The organism is Xenorhabdus bovienii, from assembly GCF_024721015.1.
GTDB classification, from domain to species: Bacteria; Pseudomonadota; Gammaproteobacteria; order Enterobacterales; family Enterobacteriaceae; genus Xenorhabdus; species Xenorhabdus bovienii.
Map to the genome: position 1 here is coordinate 1 of NZ_JANAIF010000072.1, position 18,106 is coordinate 18,106.

An 18,106-nucleotide genomic window follows, 5' to 3' on the forward strand; every position below is an offset into this window, starting at 1 on the left:
GTGGAGTATGAGCTAAATACTCTATTGGAAGGTTATGGTGCTAAATTTGCAATTAATTTTTCTTGATTACTTAGTAAGTTATTTTATAGTGTAATGGGTTGGGTTTGGTCACGTATTCAATCCGTTGATTGGTATCAAACATAATATTCACGTTCAATGAAAGTGCTGATGACTTGATCGTGCATACATGGACGCCCCTTATTTGCCAAACAATCGTTTGTCATGACCAGAACTCGGTTAAGATTGCAGTCATACATCCGGACTTTAGTTGAGGCCGTCGCCTTTGTCCCTGATGGAATTCGCTGACCAGACTCTTATCATTTCGGCGCGCTATGAGCGCTTGCACGACACCAGAGTTTTCTGATCACGGTCTAACCTCTCTTGCCATCACTTCTCGATTGCCCGTGCAACCTTTGGAAATTACTTTTATATGGGCTCCCTGATTTGCACTTTAGGATTTTAGTCGCTTGTTTCCGGGCTCCCATAATCCGCCTCAAACTCCCTGCCATGTACCAGCAACGCCCAGATAATCCTGGCATTCTTATTCGCCAGCGCCACCACAGCAATATTGGTATTACGTCTCGACAACAGACTATTCAGCCAGTTTTCTGTTCGGCCGGTTTTCTCTTTTACGTACCGTACCACCACCCTGTCTCCATAAATCAATAGTGTCCGTAAATAATTGTCACCCCGTTTGCTAATCCCCTGTAAAGTTAACTTACTCCCACTCGAATGTTGCCGGGGAACCAGACCCCGCCATGCCGCCAGCTGGCGACCATTAGAGAAGTGTCTGGCATCCCCTACCGATGCCAGTGTTGAATTTTCTGTTCCGGTTCTATCACCTGACGATCAAGCTCCTTCAGGTGTTCACCCAACTGCTGGAATAGTTGCCTGAAGATATCTGGCAGACTATTACTGACACTCTCCAGAATCTCAGGCAGTCGTACTCCCTGAACAATAACGATCCCAAACTCGCTCAGTAAACCCCTAATGGCATTGGCCTGCGCAGTACGGTTTGACCAATCCCTCTCGCGCGGTAGCTGTTTTTTGAGCACCGTTTCACTTTGTGCATCAACGCCGTGGATCTGAAAGACATTTTTGCCAGATCGATACCCACTGTTGTCATCTTCATAGTGGACACTCCCGTTATTAAATGGCTGTTTTAATACACTTCCATTTTGGCACACTGATGCCGCTTGAATGGGGCATCCATCCCATTATTTCTACGGATTTTGAAAAAGACAGGGTTTTGCGAGTCAGTCTTACCAAATGATGACGAAGATTCAGATTATGTCTCTCTATGCGTTGTGTATAACGCTTGCTGACCACATGCAGTTTTCCTGCCAGCGTTTTTACCCTCTCCAGCCATCGGTCATATAGACCACAATGTTGAAAGGAGACAATAACGCCATCAAACCGCATCAATGTCTTCTTTGTTCTTGGGCCAAAAACGTGGGCGATGACTTTTCACCTAATCCTGTCGTAGGCATAAAAGAGCCAACGAGGTTTGTTCTTTGACTTCACGTATGACCACTGCGCATCCATTTCGCAACAAATAATCACTTCGATGCCGGGAGCCATGGCTTCAGTGATGTGTTTGGGCCTGAGCTTTTTAAGTGACGAAGGACAGTATTAAGACCAATCCCCATAACACGCGCTGTCGCCCGACATCCCACTCCATTCATGGCCATATCAACGATTTGCTCATGTGTACTGGGACAACATGCGGTATAAGTGAATTCCAGTTGCCAGAAATGGCGACAGGATTGGCAAAGGTAACGTTGATGACCGGAACGAGAGCGCCCATTACGATGGATCCCTTTAACTGCACAGCAAGATGGGCAGGTAACATCAATCTTTGCCATCTGAATGTTCTCCAAATAGACAGACTATACATAATTCAATAAATTGATGTCATGACCTTTTAATAGCGGAAATAATGCGGGTGATACCCAATGGATTTTATATCAAGTCATCAGTACGATGATCTGCTCTCCATGAATGGCATATTCACTTTCCCATCACATACAACAGGAACAAATGATGAAAATCGATCTGAGCAATATGGTGACAGAAAGCCGTAACCCTGCCAGTACCCATATTGATGAGCTATCCACACTCGATATGCTGCGCGTTATCAATGATGAAGATAAAAAAGTGGCTCTGGCCGTTGAAAAAACGCTGCCCCAAATTACCCGGGTAGTCGATAAAGTGGCCGAGGCATTTCGTCACGGCGGACGATTGATATATAGCGGAGCCGGAACCTCCGGGCGTCTGGGCATTCTGGATGCGAGTGAGTGCCCTCCAACCTATGGTACAAAGCCGGAGTGGGTTGTCGGTTTAATCGCCGGCGGGCATCAGGCGATTTTGAAGGCGGTCGAAAATGCGGAAGATAATCAGCAATCAGGCGCAGAGGATCTTAAGGGACTACACTTCAATGAAAAGGATGTGCTGGTCGGGATCGCCGCCAGTGGCCGGACGCCTTATGTGTTGGGCGCGATGGAATATGCCCGATCGGTCGGGGCAACTATAGCCTGCATCAGTTGCAATCCGGACAGCCCGATGACGCAGTTGGCTGATATCGCCATTACGCCTGTGGTAGGGCCTGAAATCGTGACGGGTTCTTCCCGCATGAAGGCAGGAACGGCTCAAAAGCTGGTGCTAAATATGATCACAACCGGGGCTATGATCCGCACGGGTAAGGTGTATGGCAATTTAATGGTGGATATAGAAGCCACCAATACTAAATTGATCGAACGTCAGAAGAATATTGTCATGGCCGCCACTGAGTGCAGCAGGGAAACGGCAGAACAGGCCCTGAGTGCCTGTGACGGTCACTGCAAAACCGCAATCGTGATGATTCTATCGGGAATTCGTGCTGAAGAAGCCAAAAAATTATTGGCAGAACACCAAGGGTTTATCCGGCCTGCTATCTCAAAATCCTGATGATCATGGTTTCTTTGGAGGGGTAATAAATGGCTAAAATCAGTCAGGAAATGCTGGTTGAAATACTCAGGGCAATGGGTGGCGTGAATAATGTCGTGCATTGTGGCAATTGCATGACTCGCCTGCGATTAACACTGCGTGATGATTCACTGGCCGATAAAACTGCCTTAAAGAAAATTCCCGGGGTTTTAGGTGTCATTGAAAATGACGAACAGCTCCAGATTGTCCTTGGCCCCGGCAAAGCACAAACCGCCGCGGATATGATGAACGCGCTATTGAGTACTGCCGATCATTCCACCGCTGAACCTCAGCCCGCCGGTTTGAAAGAGATTGCTTCTTCCAATAAAAAGCAGCTCAAAGAAAAACAAACCCGTTCAGTTCATAAGTTTCTGGCTAAATTCGCCACCATTTTTACCCCGCTGATCCCCGGTTTTATCGCCGTTGGCCTGTTATTGGGGTTCGCTACCCTGCTGGAACAGATTTTCATTCAGGGAGCCGGACATCCCAATGCCGTATTGGTGGAGATGGTCGGCTATATGAAAGTTTTCAGCAAAGGGATGTTCAGTTTCCTGAGTATTCTGATTGGTTATAATGCGCAGAAAGCCTTTGGCGGCTCCGGCGTCAATGGCGCCGTTATCGCTTCCCTGTTCGTGCTGGGTTATAACGCCAGCGCCACCAGCGGCTTCTATTCCGGTATCAGTGATTTCTTTGGCTTCGCCATTGACCCGCGCGGGAATATCATCGGGGTGCTGATTGCCTGTATTCTCGGCGCCTGGGTGGAAAAACAGATCCGCAAAATTATGCCCTCTGATCTGGATATGATCCTCACTTCCACCCTCACCCTGCTCATCATGGGTGCCGTCACGTTTATTGTCATCATGCCTGTGGGAAGCTACCTGTTTACGACGATGTCATGGCTGTTCATGCATCTGAACGGTAATCCATTCGGTGCGGCAATTCTGGCAGGGTTATTCTTAATTGCGGTGATGTTTGGTGTACATCAGGGTTTTGTTCCCGTCTATTTTACGCTGATGGATGTGCAAAACTTTAACTCGCTGTTCCCGATTCTGGCGATGGCGGGAGCAGGGCAGGTCGGCTCTGCGCTGGCGCTATATATGAAAGCCCAAAAAGGTTCGCTGCTGCGCACTCAAATCAAAGGTGCCATCATTCCGGGTTTTCTGGGGATCGGAGAGCCACTGATTTATGGTGTGACGCTACCTCGCGTCAAACCCTTTGTCACAGCTTGTCTCGGTGGTGCAATCGGCGGCTTTTTTATCGGTCTGGTTGCCTGGCTGGGAGTCCCTGTCGGGCTGAATTCTGTTTTCGGCCCATCGGGTCTGGTCGCCATGCCCCTGATGACGTCCGATAGTGGCATCTTCACGGGCATGGCAGTGTACGGCGCAGGTTTAATCATTGCTTATATCAGTGGTTTTATACTGACATTTTTCTTTGGCAGTAAAAATATTGATTTAAGCTGATTCAACCCATCCAAATCAGGGGGACACAGGCAGCGGTCAAAATACCCATAGTGATGTTGAAAATAAACCAGGCATTGCGGCTTTTCAGCAGGGAGCCAATCAGCGACCCCAGAACAATCCACACTGTACCGGCGATCATGTTGGAGACCAGCATCACCACACTTATTACTACCACTGAGTGGTTATATAAGTCTCCCTGTAGGCTGTAACTGCCGACGGCGCCCAATCCCATCATCCACGCTTTAGGGTTCAGAAACTGTAATAACCAGCCTTGGTAGCCTTTGATGGGAACGGCCGCCAAATTTGCCGTTTCCAACCGTTTATAATGTGCTGTCGACGTTTTCCACGCCAGCCTTAATAAATACAGACTACCGAGCACTTTCAACACGGTGTGCATCGCCGGATACAGCAGCAGCACTGCTCCCACACCAAAGGCAGACAGCAGCAGGATTGTCTGTATGCCAAGAAGGATACCCAGCCAAAGCGGTAACGAGCGACGGAAACCAAAATTGGCACCCGATGAAGTCAACAGCATATTATTCGGGCCCGGTGTAATCGCAGAGATCAATAAGAAGGCGCTTAGTGAGAATATCAGGCTTGCGGTCATGGGGGTTGTTCCTCTTACCCAAATTGTTAACATTTCCTTTCGACGAAAATAACAGTATGTTATTCACTACACAAGATGACTAATCATGAAAATTAATCCCTTATGAGTGAGAATGTTTCCCCCCTGAGCGAGGCCGGTAATCCCCATTTACACACTCAGGAGCAACCACAATGATGATCCCGTGGCAACAACTGGCACCCGAAACCCTACTCGACCTGATCGAAAGTTTTGTCTTGCGGGAAGGCACCGATTACGGTGAAGATGAAAAAACGCTGGAGCAAAAAGTACAGGATGTAAAACGTCAGCTTGAACGGGGAGAAGTCCTGCTGGTCTGGTCTGAACTGCATGAAACCGTCAATATCATGCCCAAAGAGATGTTTCGCCCTTAGCGCCTTCTTCTTATCAGGCTGTTCCGTTTGCCTTATTTTGCTCTGTATTGCTGATGACGAGAAAGATAGTCCCAACTTTTATTGATAAGGAGTCTGTTCTTATGTCTGCCAAACACCCTGTCATTGCCATAACGGGTTCTAGCGGAGCCGGAACAACAACGACCAGTGTGGCGTTCCGCAAGATTTTCCAACAACTTGAAGTTACTGCCGCACTCATCGAAGGAGATAGTTTCCACCGTTACACCCGTCCTGAAATGGATGCCGAGATCCGTAAGGCGAAGGAGCAAGGCAGGCATGTCAGCTATTTTGGGCCGGAAGCCAATGATTTCAGCATGTTGGAAAAGACATTTTGTAACTATGGTGAAACAGGCACTGGCCGCTGCCGGAGATATCTCCACACCTATGATGAAGCGGTGCCTTACAATCAAGTACCGGGTACATTCACTCCGTGGGAATCACTGCCATCAAACACCGATATTCTGTTTTATGAAGGGTTGCATGGCGGCGTTGTTACTCCACAGTATAATGTCGCCAGCTATGTTGATTTGCTGATTGGTGTCGTCCCCATCGTCAACCTTGAGTGGATACAGAAACTTATCCGTGATACCAGCGAACGTGGCCATTCAAGAGAGGCGGTCATGGATTCCGTGGTGCGTTCGATGGATGATTATATCCGCTATATTACGCCACAGTTTTCCCGTACTCATATCAATTTCCAGCGCGTTCCCACAGTTGATACCTCTAACCCCTTCTCCGCCAAGGCTATTCCATCTCTGGATGAAAGTTTTATCGTGATTCGTTTCCGTGGCCTGAAACAAATTGATTTTCCTTATTTACTGTCAATGCTTCAGGGGTCATTTATTTCCAGTATAAATACCATTGTCGTTCCCGGCGGAAAAGTGGGGCTGGCCATGGAGTTAATTATGGCTCCGTGGGTTCAGCAATTACTGGAAGGCAAAAAAATTTCTTGATTTAAACGCAATTTAATTTTTAATTAAACAGGTAACAAAAAATAACGTTGCCTGTTTTACGCAAATAAGCATTTCAGTAACAATAAAAACAGATGATAAAGAGAAAATTCAGTAGGGTAAAACGCGTAAAAGCAGTACGATATTTACCAAAGTACTCGCCGATTCTTACACGATAAAGAAGCTATTTAGCAGTTCCTGCCTTTATGCTCCTTTTCCTTTTCCCTTTGGAAATATTAGCATTATTCGGTTTCCCATAAGTCATAGAGCAATAAAGACACGCTCGAAATAGATTTCGGGTAATCTGGCGCGCTGAAGCGATACAGGAGGAGACAGAAACGTTTTCCTGTGTTACAAACAGAGTTACAAGCGAAGCTGGCAAGATATATAGGTTAAGATCAAGGCACCCGTATTTTTGTATGATTATAATCTATATAAAATTCCCGCTTGTCAGTTTTTCAGCAAGTTAATATGTTAAGCTATTGACTTTATAAAGCCAGCCGGGTGAGGAAAAGCTGTTTCCTCACGTCATAAAGGCGGAAATAACAACAGAGGATAAAGCGAATGGTTCTCGGCAAGCCACAAACAGACCCTACTCTTGAATGGTTTTTGTCACACTGCCATATTCACAAATATCCATCCAAGAGCACGCTTATTCATCAAGGCGAGAAAGCAGAAACGCTTTACTATATTGTTAAAGGTTCAGTTGCTGTTCTAATAAAAGATGAAGAAGGCAAAGAAATGATTCTCTCTTATTTAAATCAGGGAGATTTCATTGGTGAGCTTGGATTGTTTGAAGAAGGAAAGCTGCGTACTGCATGGGTACGAGCTAAAAGTGCCTGTGAAGTCGCTGAAATTTCCTACAAGAAATTTCGCCAGCTCATTCAGGTCAACCCTGATATTCTGATGCGTCTATCCTCTCAGATGGCAAAACGCTTACAAACAACTTCAGAAAAAGTCGGTAACCTGGCATTTCTGGATGTCACAGGCCGTATTGCCAAGACGTTAATGAATCTGGCCAAACAGCCTGATGCAATGACCCATCCTGATGGTATGCAAATAAAAATTACACGTCAGGAAATTGGCCAGATTGTCGGGTGTTCCCGCGAAACAGTTGGCCGCATTCTGAAGATGTTAGAAGATCAAAACCTGATCTCTGCTCATGGCAAAACCATTGTAGTATATGGAACCCGCTAGTTCCTGAAATTGCTCTTGAAACTAAGCCAGCGCAACCCTTATCCTGCACTGGCTTTTTTGTTGCTTCCTTTGCCTTATCTGTGCAATGGTAGCATCAAGCCCCGTTCCGCCGCTTTCTGTAACACTTCACTGGCCTTGCCCTGATATTCCGCTGGGGCAGACGTGATTTCCCTCACCTTATTTTTATATTTACCATATCACAGTGAAATAATAGTCACCAAATATGAATAAAAAATCACATAAGGGCAAATAAAAAAACAGCCGGTGAGGAAAATGCGATGGTATCTGGTTAATATCTGAGAAAATTATTCAACAAATCATGTCCCTGTTCACTGAGAATGCTTTCAGGGTGAAATTGCACACCTTCCAATGGCAAAGTACGGTGACGTATTCCCATAATTTCATCTACATTACCGTTATGCTGACTCCATGCGGTCACTTCAAACGACGCTGGCAGGGTTTCAGCCGCAATCACCAGAGAATGATAACGGGTAACAGTCAGTGGACGGTTCAATCCTTTGAATACTCCTTGTTGATTATGGTGGATCAAGCTGTTTTTTCCGTGCATCACCTCGCGGGCTTTGACCACACTCGCACCAAACGCCTGCCCAATAGCCTGATGACCAAGACACACACCGAGGATAGGCAACTTGCCGGCAAAATGCGAAATGACCTCTAGTGAAATCCCTGCTTCATTCGGCGTACAAGGCCCCGGCGAAATCACTAAATGTGTGGGTGCCAATTTCTCGATATCTTCAAGCTGTAATTCATCATTACGCTTAACTAAAACATTTGTCCCTAACTCGCAAAAATATTGATATAAATTGAATGTAAAAGAATCGTAGTTATCTATTATTAATAGCATAGGAGTATATCCTACTGATTTTTATAGTTTTATATATTGCCCTACCCTAGCGGGTATTGTGCATTCTGTATTTCGATAAAATCAGGTAAAGCAGCATCAACAGCAGCGGGACGCTCATCATACCACAGACGTATTTTTAAAATAGTAGGATAGCTTTGCCAGCAAACAGCAGCATTCACCCATGATGAGAGCTTGACGTGAAAAGATAACGCAGGTGAAAGGGGAAGACGGCACTCAAAAAGCGAATGGCACAATACAAATACCGTCTTACTTCCTAGGCTTCAAGGCAGGAAAACCCTGTTTTCCTATTGAATTAAGGTGCAACTTTGGCAGAAAGGATCACAAGCGGTTTCACGGGGACATTTTGATAAGGGCCAACATTTTCTGTCTTGACCTGAGACATTTTATCAACCACATCCATACCTTTTACGACTTTACCAAAGACAGCATAACCAAAATCACGCTGACCGTGGTCAAGGAAGGCGTTATCGGTGACATTAATGAAGAACTGGCTGGTGGCACTGTCTTTATCTGCGGTACGTGCCATCGCTATCGTGCCACGCAGATTACGCAAACCATTATCTGCTTCATTTTTGATTGGCGCTTTGGTCACCTTCTGCTTCATGTCTTTTGTGAAGCCCCCCCCCTGAACCATAAACCCGGGAATGATGCGGTGAAAAATGGTGTTGTTATAAAACCCTTCATTGACATACTCAATGAAATTTTTTGTGGTGATTGGCGCCTTGTTACTATCCAGCGCAAGCTCTATTTCTCCTGCTGATGTTACCAGCTTCACATGAGTTTCGGCAGCCAATGCCGGAGCTGCCATCACACTGATAGCACATGCAGCCATAAGCGACACAAAAATACGTTTAAACATTAATGGTTCCTTTATTTTTGAGGTCAATAACAAAACTCATAACAACAAAACTTATTAAGTGTAATTCCCTATAGAACTAAGTTCCAAAGATTTACCTACATTTACGAGTAAGCAGCTATTTGTTGAGATGAATTCTATCTGAATGGCTATTATGGTCTCATAACCTGAATTTTGTTTATGTGGGGAATAACGTTATAAATGGCGAGAAATATAGAGTATTAAACCAAAGGGTATACAATACAGATATCGTGCAATTAGTAGTTACACCTGTCCACAAGCCGCTGCTCTAGGTATAATCAGCGCGCTGTTTTCGTGTATTCCTCAGGGAGATAACCATTTTGACCATCAAAAACTACAACTATCACATGACCCACTTTGTCACGAGTGCACCTGACATTCGCCACCTGCCTCAAGATGTGGGTATTGAGGTCGCGTTTGCCGGTCGATCGAATGCGGGTAAATCCAGCGCCCTGAATGCACTGACTAAACAAAAGAGCCTTGCTCGCACCAGTAAAACCCCAGGACGTACTCAGCTTATCAACCTGTTCGAAGTGGAAGAAGGTATTCGGCTGGTTGACTTACCGGGTTATGGCTACGCTGAAGTACCAGAAGAAATGAAACGCAAATGGCAGAACGCACTGGGAGAGTATCTCCAGAAACGTGAGTGTCTGCTCGGGTTGGTGGTTTTAATGGATATCCGTCATCCACTGAAAGATCTGGATATGCAGATGATCGAATGGGCAGTCGTGATGCAAGTACCCGTTATGGTTTTGCTGACGAAAGCGGATAAATTGGCATCCGGCGCCCGTAAAAGCCAATTGGCGAAAGTCCGTCAGGAGCTGGCTTCTCTGGGTGGCGAGATTCAAATTGAAAATTTCTCTGTCCTGAAAAAAATCGGCATCGATCAACTTGAGCAGAAACTTGACTACTGGTTCAACCAGCCTGCCATTGAGGTGGAGTGAGCTTCACCTATCCCCTAAAGCCGTGCATCGCGCATAAAAAAACGCCCCAGTCAAAAGAAATGACTGGGGCAGCTAATATTCAGCTAAATCCGATTACGTGAAGTAAAAGGTCTGAAAGATAGAACATCTTACCTCTGTACCCTACGCGAACAACTCTACCCTATTTTTTTCACCAGAAAAAGATTTTTTTGTAACTAATTTTCATGTGATACCGTGATTCAGCCGCAATTATTTCGCTAAATCGGGTCATTACATCATTTTTTATGTAGTTTAATTACATATTTGTGAGATCTAGATCTAATCTCAAACCTAAGCTAAATTCTTGTCACAAGCCCTTTCGCGGCATTATGAGGATAATTTCAGGCCGTTAAATAAACAGTCATTCCATCAAAATACTTCAATAAAAAATTATCCCCATAAAATTCTGTACCATAACAAAAAAGCCACTTTTTTTATGGCTCTTTTGTTTACTTTGCAGATTTTTGACTGACAAAGTGGCTGTTTTCATCCGTTAATCAGTGAGCCTGATCCCAGTTGATCCCAATTCCCACATCCACTTTTAACGGCACATCAAGCTGCATACTTTTTTCCATCAACTCACTGACTTTCTGCTCCGCTATCGCCAGTTCTGATTCATGAACCTCAAATACCAGTTCATCGTGCACCTGCATAATCATGCGTACATTTGGCTGCTCACTGACGATCCAATTATCCACCGCGATCATTGCCAGTTTGATGATATCCGCCGCCGTTCCCTGCATTGGCGCGTTAATCGCCTCACGCTCAGAAGCCTTGCGGCGCATGGCATTGCGCGATTTGATATCCGGCAGGTAAAGGCGACGCCCTTCCAACGTTTCAACAAAACCATGCTCAGCCGCCTGCTGGCGTGTACGTTCCATATAGGCCAGTACCCCCGGATAGCGTTCAAAATAGAGATCCATATAGCGTTGAGCTTCTCCGCGTGGAATACTTAACTGGCGGGATAGACCAAACGCACTCATGCCATAAATCAGACCAAAATTGATCGCCTTCGCACTGCGGCGCTGTTCGCTGGTCACTTCTTCCAATGGCACGCCAAAAACTTCAGCCGCCGTCGCACTGTGAATATCCTTACCCTGCGCAAAAGCCTCCAGCAAGCCCTTATCCTGTGACAGATGCGCCATAATCCGCAATTCTATCTGCGAATAGTCCGCCGCCATGATGCGATAACCTTCCGGTGCAATAAATGCCTGACGGATACGTCGCCCCTCGTCATTACGGACAGGAATGTTTTGCAGGTTAGGATCACGGGAAGAAAGGCGTCCGGTCGCTGTTACTGCCTGATGATAAGAGGTATGAACTCGTTTAGTGAGCGGGTTAACCATCTGCGGCAGTTTGTCGGTATAAGTGGATTTCAGTTTTGCCAAACCGCGATGTTCCAGAATCACCCGCGGCAGTTCATGGTTATCGGCCAGTTCTTCCAACACTTCTTCATTGGTCGATGGCGCCCCATTTGGCGTCTTTTTCAGTACAGGCAGGTTCAGCTTTTCAAAGAGAATGACCTGTAACTGTTTTGGGGAAGCCAGATTGAACTCTTCACCCGCCAGTTCATAAGCGGCTTTTTCCAATTCTCCCAGCCGCGCAGTGATTTCCGTTGAGTGTTCAGCCAGTGTCTGGGCATCGATCAGCACGCCGGTTCGCTCTATGCGGGAAAGCACTGGCACCAATGGCATTTCGATGTTCTGGAAGATGCTTTTCAGCGTCGGCACACTGTCGACCTGTGGATACATGGCTTGGTGCAGCCGTAAAGTCACATCCGCATCTTCAGCCGCATATTTTGCCGCTTCTTCCAGCGGGATTTGATTGAAGGTAAGCTGCTTTTTGCCCTTGCCCGCGATTTCTTCAAAAGTCGTGGTTTTATATCCCAGATGACGATCTGCCAGGCTATCCATGTCATGCCGTCCGCTCACACTGTTCAGGACATACGACTCCAGCATCGTATCAAAAACAATGCCATTCAAAGCGACGTCGTAACGTGCCAGCACCCCACGATCAAATTTCAGGTTCTGACCAATTTTAGGCAGGTTTGCATCTTCCAGCAGGGGTTTTAATGCCGCCAGAACTTCATGCAGATCCAGTTGTTCTGGTGCATCGAGGTAATCATGCCCCAACGGCAGATATGCCGCTTCAACCTCTGATTCTCCCACCGCAATAGCAAAAGACATGCCGACTAGATTAACTGTCAACGTATCAAGTCCGTCTGTCTCAGTATCAAAAGAGAAGGCCGGAGCCTGTTTCAGCTTCACAATCCACTCATCAAGGGATTTCCGGTCAAGGATGGTTTGATAATTTTCCGACGAAATATTGACAGCAACCGGTGCACTGCCGGCGGGAGCTGAGTTAGCCGTAGCACCTGCCGCAGCGGGTTTTTGGCTATTACCTTCCAACCAACTGCCATTCTGTACATCGCTCAACCAACGTTTGAATTCATAGCGGCTGAACAGCGCCAACAGTTCATCACTGTCAGGGGCTGTAACCGCAAGCTCCAGACAGGTTTTATCCAGCTCAACATCCGTTTTAATCGTTGCCAATTGATAAGAAAGGTAAGCCACCTCTTTATGCTGCTCCATTTTCCCACTCAGCGTTTTAGCGCCACGGAAGCTGAGTGTCGCGATCTCATCAAGTCTGGCATAGATATCATCCAGACTGCCGATACCCTGCAATAACCCCAACGCCGTTTTTTCACCGACACCCGGTACGCCGGGAATATTATCAGAGGAGTCTCCCATCAGAGCGAGAAAATCGATGATCAATTCAGGTGGAACACCATATTTCTCCGAAACCCCTTCCGGCCCCAGAATGGTGTTAGTCATGGTGTTAATCAGCGTGATATGAGGCGTAACCAACTGAGCCATATCTTTATCACCCGTACTGATCAGAACGGAACGCCCTTCTTTTTCCGCTTGCAATGCCAGTGTACCAATGACGTCATCAGCTTCGACGCCCGGCACAACCAGAATTGGCAGCCCCATTGCCTCGACCATTTTGTGCAGCGGTTCAATCTGCCCACGTAAATCATCCGGCATCGGGGGACGATGAGATTTATATTCAGCAAATAACTCATCACGGAACGTTTTGCCCTTGGCATCAAACACGACCGCCACATGACTGGGTTTATACTGGATGATTAAGCTGCGCAGCATATTCAGGACACCATACATGGCGCCCGTTGGTTCTCCCGCACTATTGGTCAGCGGAGGAAACGCATGGTATGCACGATAAAGGTATGAAGAACCATCAACCAAAATCAAGGGATTGTCTGCTATCTGTGCCATAAAATTTTCTTCGTCGTTCTGTGGGATGATTAAAGCGTAGAATGCCATACTGTGTCGTTATAGACGAATTTTGCGATAATTTTCTCGTGCTGACAGGCTTTTTCTGACAAATATTCTGATGAATGAATTGTGGATAACTTTGTGCACAAAAAATTGGCACATAAAACAGATTTATGTTTACCCCCCTAAAAAATGAGCAACAGGAGGTAAAAATCAATGGATTACGTGGAGTATTAAAGAAATATTACAATGACTTAAAAATCACTGACTTGTGGATATAACCGGAGTTTATGTTATGAAAGGGGCTTTTCAGCAAGTATTGTGCCAGCTTTATCATGACTGGCACAATACGCATATGATTTTATATTAATACTTGCATTTTTGTTTAATCACAGCAGTGGCTTCCGACTTACTTTTTTGTCACCAGATAATTCACTACATCAGAAAAGCCCTTGGCATACTCAGTCACTGTCGCTGGCTCAATGCCCCCATTTTTAATCTGGTACTTGCCATTCACATAAACAGCAGGAACGCCTTGCAGTTGTAAATCACTAGCGGCCTGACGCTCTTTGGCTGCCACAGATTTCACGATAAAGCTGTTCAATGCCGCATCATACTCTTCACCTGACACACCCGCTTTGATAAAAGCATTACGGATATCGGCCTTGCTATTGATGGTTTGGGTTTTCTGGATACCGTCAAACAAAATTGGGGTGACTTTATCCTCAATTTTCATGACGATGGCAACCGCCCACGCCTCTGTCAAATCTTTCCCCAAAGGCCCGATAAAATCGACGTGGTAACGCTCATGAGTGACACCTGCTGGCAAATTCTTCTCAACGGTACTAGGAACATGGTAAATATTTTCAAACTGGTAGCAGTGGGGACAATAAAAGGAGAAAAATTCTAAAACCTGTGGCTGATTGACCACTGGATTTTTTAATTCAATGTATTGTTTATCTTCAGAAAAACCAGAAGCACTGGCATTAAATGCCATAAATACTCCCACCAGTGCTAACCAAAATGTCTTCATAATGTTCTCCAGTAAAATTAATACATCGGATTTAGCTGTAAAGGTGATTCCTGTAACAGCCGAATTTGTTCAGAAAAAAGACTCACCTGGCCATGCCAGAAGTCGCTGTCGGCCATCCACGGAAAGGCTTTTGGAAAAGCCGGATCTTGCCAGCGACGGGCAACCCAAGCCAAATAATAGACCATTCTCATCGCGCGAAGTGGTTCTATCAGTGCCAATGTCTTTGGATCAAAATCCGTAAACTGGCTATATGACTCAAGCAGGATATCCAATTGGATCAAGCGTTCTTGCCGTGAGCCATTGAGCAACATCCACAAATCCTGAATCGCCGGGCCATTGCGGGCATCATCAAGATCCACGAACCACGCCTCATCACGCCACAGAATATTGCCGGCATGGCAATCACCATGCAGCCGTAATATCTGTCCATCAGAATACCATGCTTCTTCCACCGTTTGATTTAACTCATCCAACGCAGCAAAGAAGGTATTTTTATGTTTAGCAGGGATTAATTTACATGCAGATAAATAGCGGTATGGCTGGTATAAATATTCATCCAAACCAATAGTTGGACGAGTAGAAAATATTTTCTGGCGACCAATTTGATGCATTTGCCCCAGCAATCGCCCAACATCTTCCAGCTGATCAAAGTTATCAGATTCATACTGACGCCCACCCACACTGGGGAAAATGGCGAAGAAGAACCCACCATGATTCAGTACCGTCTGGCCGGCAAACACCAGAGGCGCCGCAACTGACAAATCTGCCTGCTGTAATGCCAGTGCAAGATCATGCTCTTCTTGGATCTGCTGCTGGCTCCAGCGTTGCGGGCGATAAAATTTCACGACATAGCGTTTACGATTTTCATCCATAAACTGATAGACTCGGTTTTCATAGCTATTCAGTTCAGTTAAGCCAGAATCAATATACAAACCCGACTGCACCAACGCATCCATGATTAAGTCCGGTGTAATATTCTGGAAGTTAAAAGCCATTTGTTCCGTCACAACCCTGCTCTCTCTTCATTAATCTTTAATAATGCCTCTGGCACGCAGCAAAGCCGTCTTAAAATCTTCTTCATTTTTAATTCCTTATAAATGGCTATACAAATTAGCAAGGATAATGACTTAGAGAAAGAGTTGGTCTGTCAATAAGCGTAAAGGTTATACTCTCTTCCATGAAAGCATTGTTACATATTGGTTTACAAAGGTTATAAGCCAAATAATTAAATATTTCATTGCCAAATATCAGGTGAGTTAACATGACGCATCCAAAAATGAGTGGCGCAATTCTGGCCGGAGGACTATCCACCCGCATGGGGGGGGATGATAAAGGATTACTGCAATTCGAAGGCATACCATTATACCAACACATTGCCACAAGATTGCAGCCGCAGGTGCAAGAACTGCTGATTAACGCCAACCGTAATCAGGCGCTTTATCAGCAGAGTGGTTATCCCATCATACCGGATATCATCACCGATTTTTCTGGGCCACTGGCAGGTATGCTGGCGGTATTGAAGAAGGCCATTCATGAATGGGTGATCTTTGTCCCCTGTGATGTGCCAGATTTTCCCGATGACCTTGTGGAAAAACTGTGGCGTTATCGGCAGCATTCATGGGCAGTTTATGTCCATGATTGCCAACGTGCCCATCCCACACTGGCTTTAATGCACCGCAGCCTGATCCCCCGCTTGGAAAGCTATCTGGCACTGGGAGAGAGAAAGCTGGTGTTTTTTATGCAGATGATTAAAGCAAAAGCGGTTTATTTTCCCTATCCCGGCTCCTTCACCAATTTAAATACACCGGAAGAATACCAGCATTGGGAATATTTCCAGGAGTCAGCATGAGCCCGACGACATTGCCGTTGCTCGGCATCACTGCCTATAGTGGAACAGGTAAAACAACACTTCTTAAGCAGATCATTCCGCTATTGCGCCAGCAGCATATCCGCGTGGGGTTGATTAAGCACACTCACCATAATATGGATGTCGATCAACCGGGCAAAGACAGTTATGAGCTGCGTAAGGCAGGGGCAGCACAAACGTTGGTCGCCAGCCAGCAGCGCGGGGCATTGATGACAGAAACACCAGACTTACCAGAGCTGGATCTACACTATCTCGCCAGTCGGTTCGATGCAGATTCCCTGGATCTGGTTCTGGTCGAAGGCTTCAAGGAAGAGGCCATTGCAAAAATAGCTCTCTATCGCCACGGCCTGAACATTGTCTTTGACCAGATCCTTGATCCCCAAGTTATTGCTATTGCCAGCAACACCCCGCTGGCAACATCGCTTCCTCAGCTTAATATCAACCAACCACAGCAAGTAACAGCGTTTATTGTGGCGTGGTTGAGGGCAGGCAGCGCTGGCAAGCATGGCTAAAAACCATCAGAACTGGCAGGTAAGGCCAATATTCAGGCCATTCTGTTGGAGGTCATCCCAGAAACCCTCGGGAAAACGTTTGATATCGCTCTCCAACAATTCGGGCTTTTGCCATTCAAATCGATTAAACCCAGCTTTTTGAATAGCGCGTTCGTAATCTTCATGGCTCCATCGATAAAACGTAAAAGGACTTGGTGGCGTAGTTAAAAATTCGGCTTGATAACGGATGCCATCTTTCCATGGTTCTTCGCTCAGGATATTGATGCCATAAATATCACAGTTACTTACGGCTAATCGATAATCAGGAGAAACTGTGTAAGCAATGAACTTACCAGAAGGCTTGAGATTATTGGCAACAGCCTGAAACATCTTTTCCAGATCTTCAATCGATTCCGAATAGTTAAGCAACCAAGCCGCAATGACGATATCAAACTGACCAAATGACTCCATATTGCAGACATTTCGTACATGAAATTCCAGATCATCTCCATATTGTTTCGATTTTGCTCTGGCAAGCCCTACCATTGTTTCGGAAATATCTACACCAACCGCTTTTGAAGCGCCATGATTTCGTAGCTCTCGACCAAAGTAACCATAACCACAAGCCAAATCCAGAACCGATTTGCCGCGTACATCGCCAACCAGATTGAGTATGGTACGAACGTCGATTTCACGTTGAGGCCTATTATTCATGAAGAGTTCATAACGATCTCCAATAGAATTATAGTCTACATCTTTTTTTGGCATAATTATTAGCCTCTAATAAATGGATAATTAGAACAGTCCCTGTTTTTCACTTTGTAGTTAGGTGGAAATTTATTTCCTTATGAACACATATAATTTACGGTTCTTGCAATATAAATCAGGCTGATGAGAATTGATTTCAGAAAGTATCAATACGAGTAGGGGTAAGCAACGAAACTTTTTGGAAAACAGCCCACAAATTATGTTGCGGGTTGTACATATTATGTGGAATTGTTCAGTTTATTAGTGCTATTTACCTTCCGGTATTATACGCAATTAACTTGAAGAGGCGGGTTTTAAAATCTGGAAGTTATCAGTCAACCGAGTGGTGAGCTCTTTCGCTT

At 45.6% G+C, this 18,106-nt stretch carries 18 protein-coding genes and 2 pseudogenes; 9 read left to right on the forward strand and 11 right to left on the reverse strand.

The features are described from left to right. Positions 1–459: 459 nt before the first annotated feature. From NXS07_RS15580 to NXS07_RS22240, 3 genes and pseudogenes are all read right to left on the reverse strand, one after another. Positions 460–1,035, reverse strand: a pseudogene (locus tag NXS07_RS15580) (transposase); the annotation flags it as partial. Positions 1,036–1,149: 114 nt separating this feature from the next. Beyond that, positions 1,150–1,581 (reverse strand): annotated as a pseudogene (locus tag NXS07_RS22235) (IS1 family transposase). Then, positions 1,560–1,865 (reverse strand): IS1-like element transposase, encoded by a 306-nt coding sequence (locus NXS07_RS22240; RefSeq protein ID WP_051863060.1) that lies wholly within the window; start codon positions 1,863–1,865, stop codon positions 1,560–1,562. The pseudogene NXS07_RS22235 and the gene NXS07_RS22240 overlap by 22 nt, the downstream one beginning before the upstream one ends. A gap of 178 nt (positions 1,866–2,043) precedes the next feature. Here NXS07_RS22240 and murQ point away from each other — a divergent pair, with 178 nt between their 5' ends. Both murQ and murP read left to right on the forward strand, forming a co-directional pair. Continuing rightward, positions 2,044–2,946 carry an N-acetylmuramic acid 6-phosphate etherase gene (murQ, locus tag NXS07_RS15590; RefSeq protein WP_258087110.1) on the forward strand — a complete coding sequence of 301 codons (903 nt, stop codon included), beginning with the start codon at positions 2,044–2,046 and terminating at the stop codon, positions 2,944–2,946. 29 nt (positions 2,947–2,975) lie between these two features. Then, positions 2,976–4,424 (forward strand): PTS N-acetylmuramic acid transporter subunit IIBC, encoded by a 1,449-nt coding sequence (gene murP, locus NXS07_RS15595; protein WP_258087103.1) that lies wholly within the window; start codon positions 2,976–2,978, stop codon positions 4,422–4,424. A 1-nt stretch (position 4,425) separates the two neighbouring features. Here the strand turns inward: murP and NXS07_RS15600 are convergent, their stop codons facing one another. Further along, complete coding sequence (locus NXS07_RS15600) at positions 4,426–5,031, reverse strand: LysE family translocator (RefSeq protein WP_038204447.1); 606 nt, start codon at positions 5,029–5,031, stop codon at positions 4,426–4,428. A 170-nt stretch (positions 5,032–5,201) separates the two neighbouring features. Between NXS07_RS15600 and NXS07_RS15605 the strand changes: the two genes are divergently transcribed. The 4 genes from NXS07_RS15605 (at position 5,202) to NXS07_RS15620 (ending at position 7,729) form a co-directional block, all read left to right on the forward strand. Further along, entirely contained in the window at positions 5,202–5,420 is a 219-nt protein-coding gene (locus tag NXS07_RS15605) for a YheU family protein (RefSeq protein WP_012990364.1), read from the forward strand. A gap of 101 nt (positions 5,421–5,521) precedes the next feature. Further along, positions 5,522–6,391: a phosphoribulokinase gene (locus NXS07_RS15610; protein WP_038195554.1), complete on the forward strand. Its 870-nt coding sequence runs from the start codon at positions 5,522–5,524 to the stop codon at positions 6,389–6,391. A gap of 561 nt (positions 6,392–6,952) precedes the next feature. After that, entirely contained in the window at positions 6,953–7,585 is a 633-nt protein-coding gene (gene crp, locus NXS07_RS15615; RefSeq protein ID WP_038195556.1) for a cAMP-activated global transcriptional regulator CRP, read from the forward strand. A 15-nt stretch (positions 7,586–7,600) separates the two neighbouring features. Next, complete coding sequence (locus NXS07_RS15620) at positions 7,601–7,729, forward strand: hypothetical protein (RefSeq protein ID WP_258087104.1); 129 nt, start codon at positions 7,601–7,603, stop codon at positions 7,727–7,729. A gap of 145 nt (positions 7,730–7,874) precedes the next feature. Here the strand turns inward: NXS07_RS15620 and NXS07_RS15625 are convergent, their stop codons facing one another. Next, complete coding sequence (locus tag NXS07_RS15625) at positions 7,875–8,450, reverse strand: aminodeoxychorismate synthase component II (RefSeq protein ID WP_038217441.1); 576 nt, start codon at positions 8,448–8,450, stop codon at positions 7,875–7,877. Positions 8,451–8,763: 313 nt separating this feature from the next. Beyond that, entirely contained in the window at positions 8,764–9,330 is a 567-nt protein-coding gene (gene ppiA, locus NXS07_RS15630; protein ID WP_258087105.1) for a peptidylprolyl isomerase A, read from the reverse strand. 338 nt (positions 9,331–9,668) lie between these two features. On the opposite strand from ppiA, the gene yihA reads away from it, so the two are divergent. Continuing rightward, positions 9,669–10,292 (forward strand): ribosome biogenesis GTP-binding protein YihA/YsxC, encoded by a 624-nt coding sequence (yihA, locus tag NXS07_RS15635; RefSeq protein ID WP_038217437.1) that lies wholly within the window; start codon positions 9,669–9,671, stop codon positions 10,290–10,292. A 79-nt stretch (positions 10,293–10,371) separates the two neighbouring features. On the opposite strand, the gene spfP is transcribed toward yihA, so the two are convergent. From spfP to NXS07_RS15650, 4 genes are all read right to left on the reverse strand, one after another. After that, on the reverse strand, positions 10,372–10,419 hold the full coding sequence (gene spfP, locus NXS07_RS22245) for a small protein SpfP (protein WP_438361642.1): 48 nt from the start codon (positions 10,417–10,419) through the stop codon (positions 10,372–10,374). Between the two features lie 388 nt (positions 10,420–10,807). Beyond that, positions 10,808–13,606, reverse strand: coding sequence for a DNA polymerase I (gene polA / locus NXS07_RS15640; protein ID WP_258087106.1), 2,799 nt, complete (start codon positions 13,604–13,606; stop codon positions 10,808–10,810). Positions 13,607–14,015: 409 nt separating this feature from the next. Next, entirely contained in the window at positions 14,016–14,639 is a 624-nt protein-coding gene (gene dsbA, locus NXS07_RS15645) for a thiol:disulfide interchange protein DsbA (RefSeq protein WP_238126593.1), read from the reverse strand. 17 nt (positions 14,640–14,656) lie between these two features. After that, on the reverse strand, positions 14,657–15,634 hold the full coding sequence (locus NXS07_RS15650; protein ID WP_258087111.1) for a serine/threonine protein kinase: 978 nt from the start codon (positions 15,632–15,634) through the stop codon (positions 14,657–14,659). 266 nt (positions 15,635–15,900) lie between these two features. Between NXS07_RS15650 and mobA the strand changes: the two genes are divergently transcribed. Both mobA and mobB read left to right on the forward strand, forming a co-directional pair. After that, positions 15,901–16,488, forward strand: a complete 588-nt coding sequence (gene mobA, locus NXS07_RS15655; protein WP_258087107.1) for a molybdenum cofactor guanylyltransferase MobA — start codon at positions 15,901–15,903, stop codon at positions 16,486–16,488. Next, positions 16,485–17,018 carry a molybdopterin-guanine dinucleotide biosynthesis protein MobB gene (gene mobB, locus NXS07_RS15660; protein ID WP_258087108.1) on the forward strand — a complete coding sequence of 178 codons (534 nt, stop codon included), beginning with the start codon at positions 16,485–16,487 and terminating at the stop codon, positions 17,016–17,018. The genes mobA and mobB overlap by 4 nt, the downstream gene beginning before the upstream one ends. Before the next feature lie 6 nt (positions 17,019–17,024). On the opposite strand, the gene NXS07_RS15665 is transcribed toward mobB, so the two are convergent. Beyond that, a complete protein-coding gene (locus NXS07_RS15665; protein WP_258087109.1) occupies positions 17,025–17,711 on the reverse strand; it encodes a class I SAM-dependent DNA methyltransferase in 687 nt (228 codons plus the stop codon). Between the last annotated feature and the right edge of the window lie 395 nt (positions 17,712–18,106).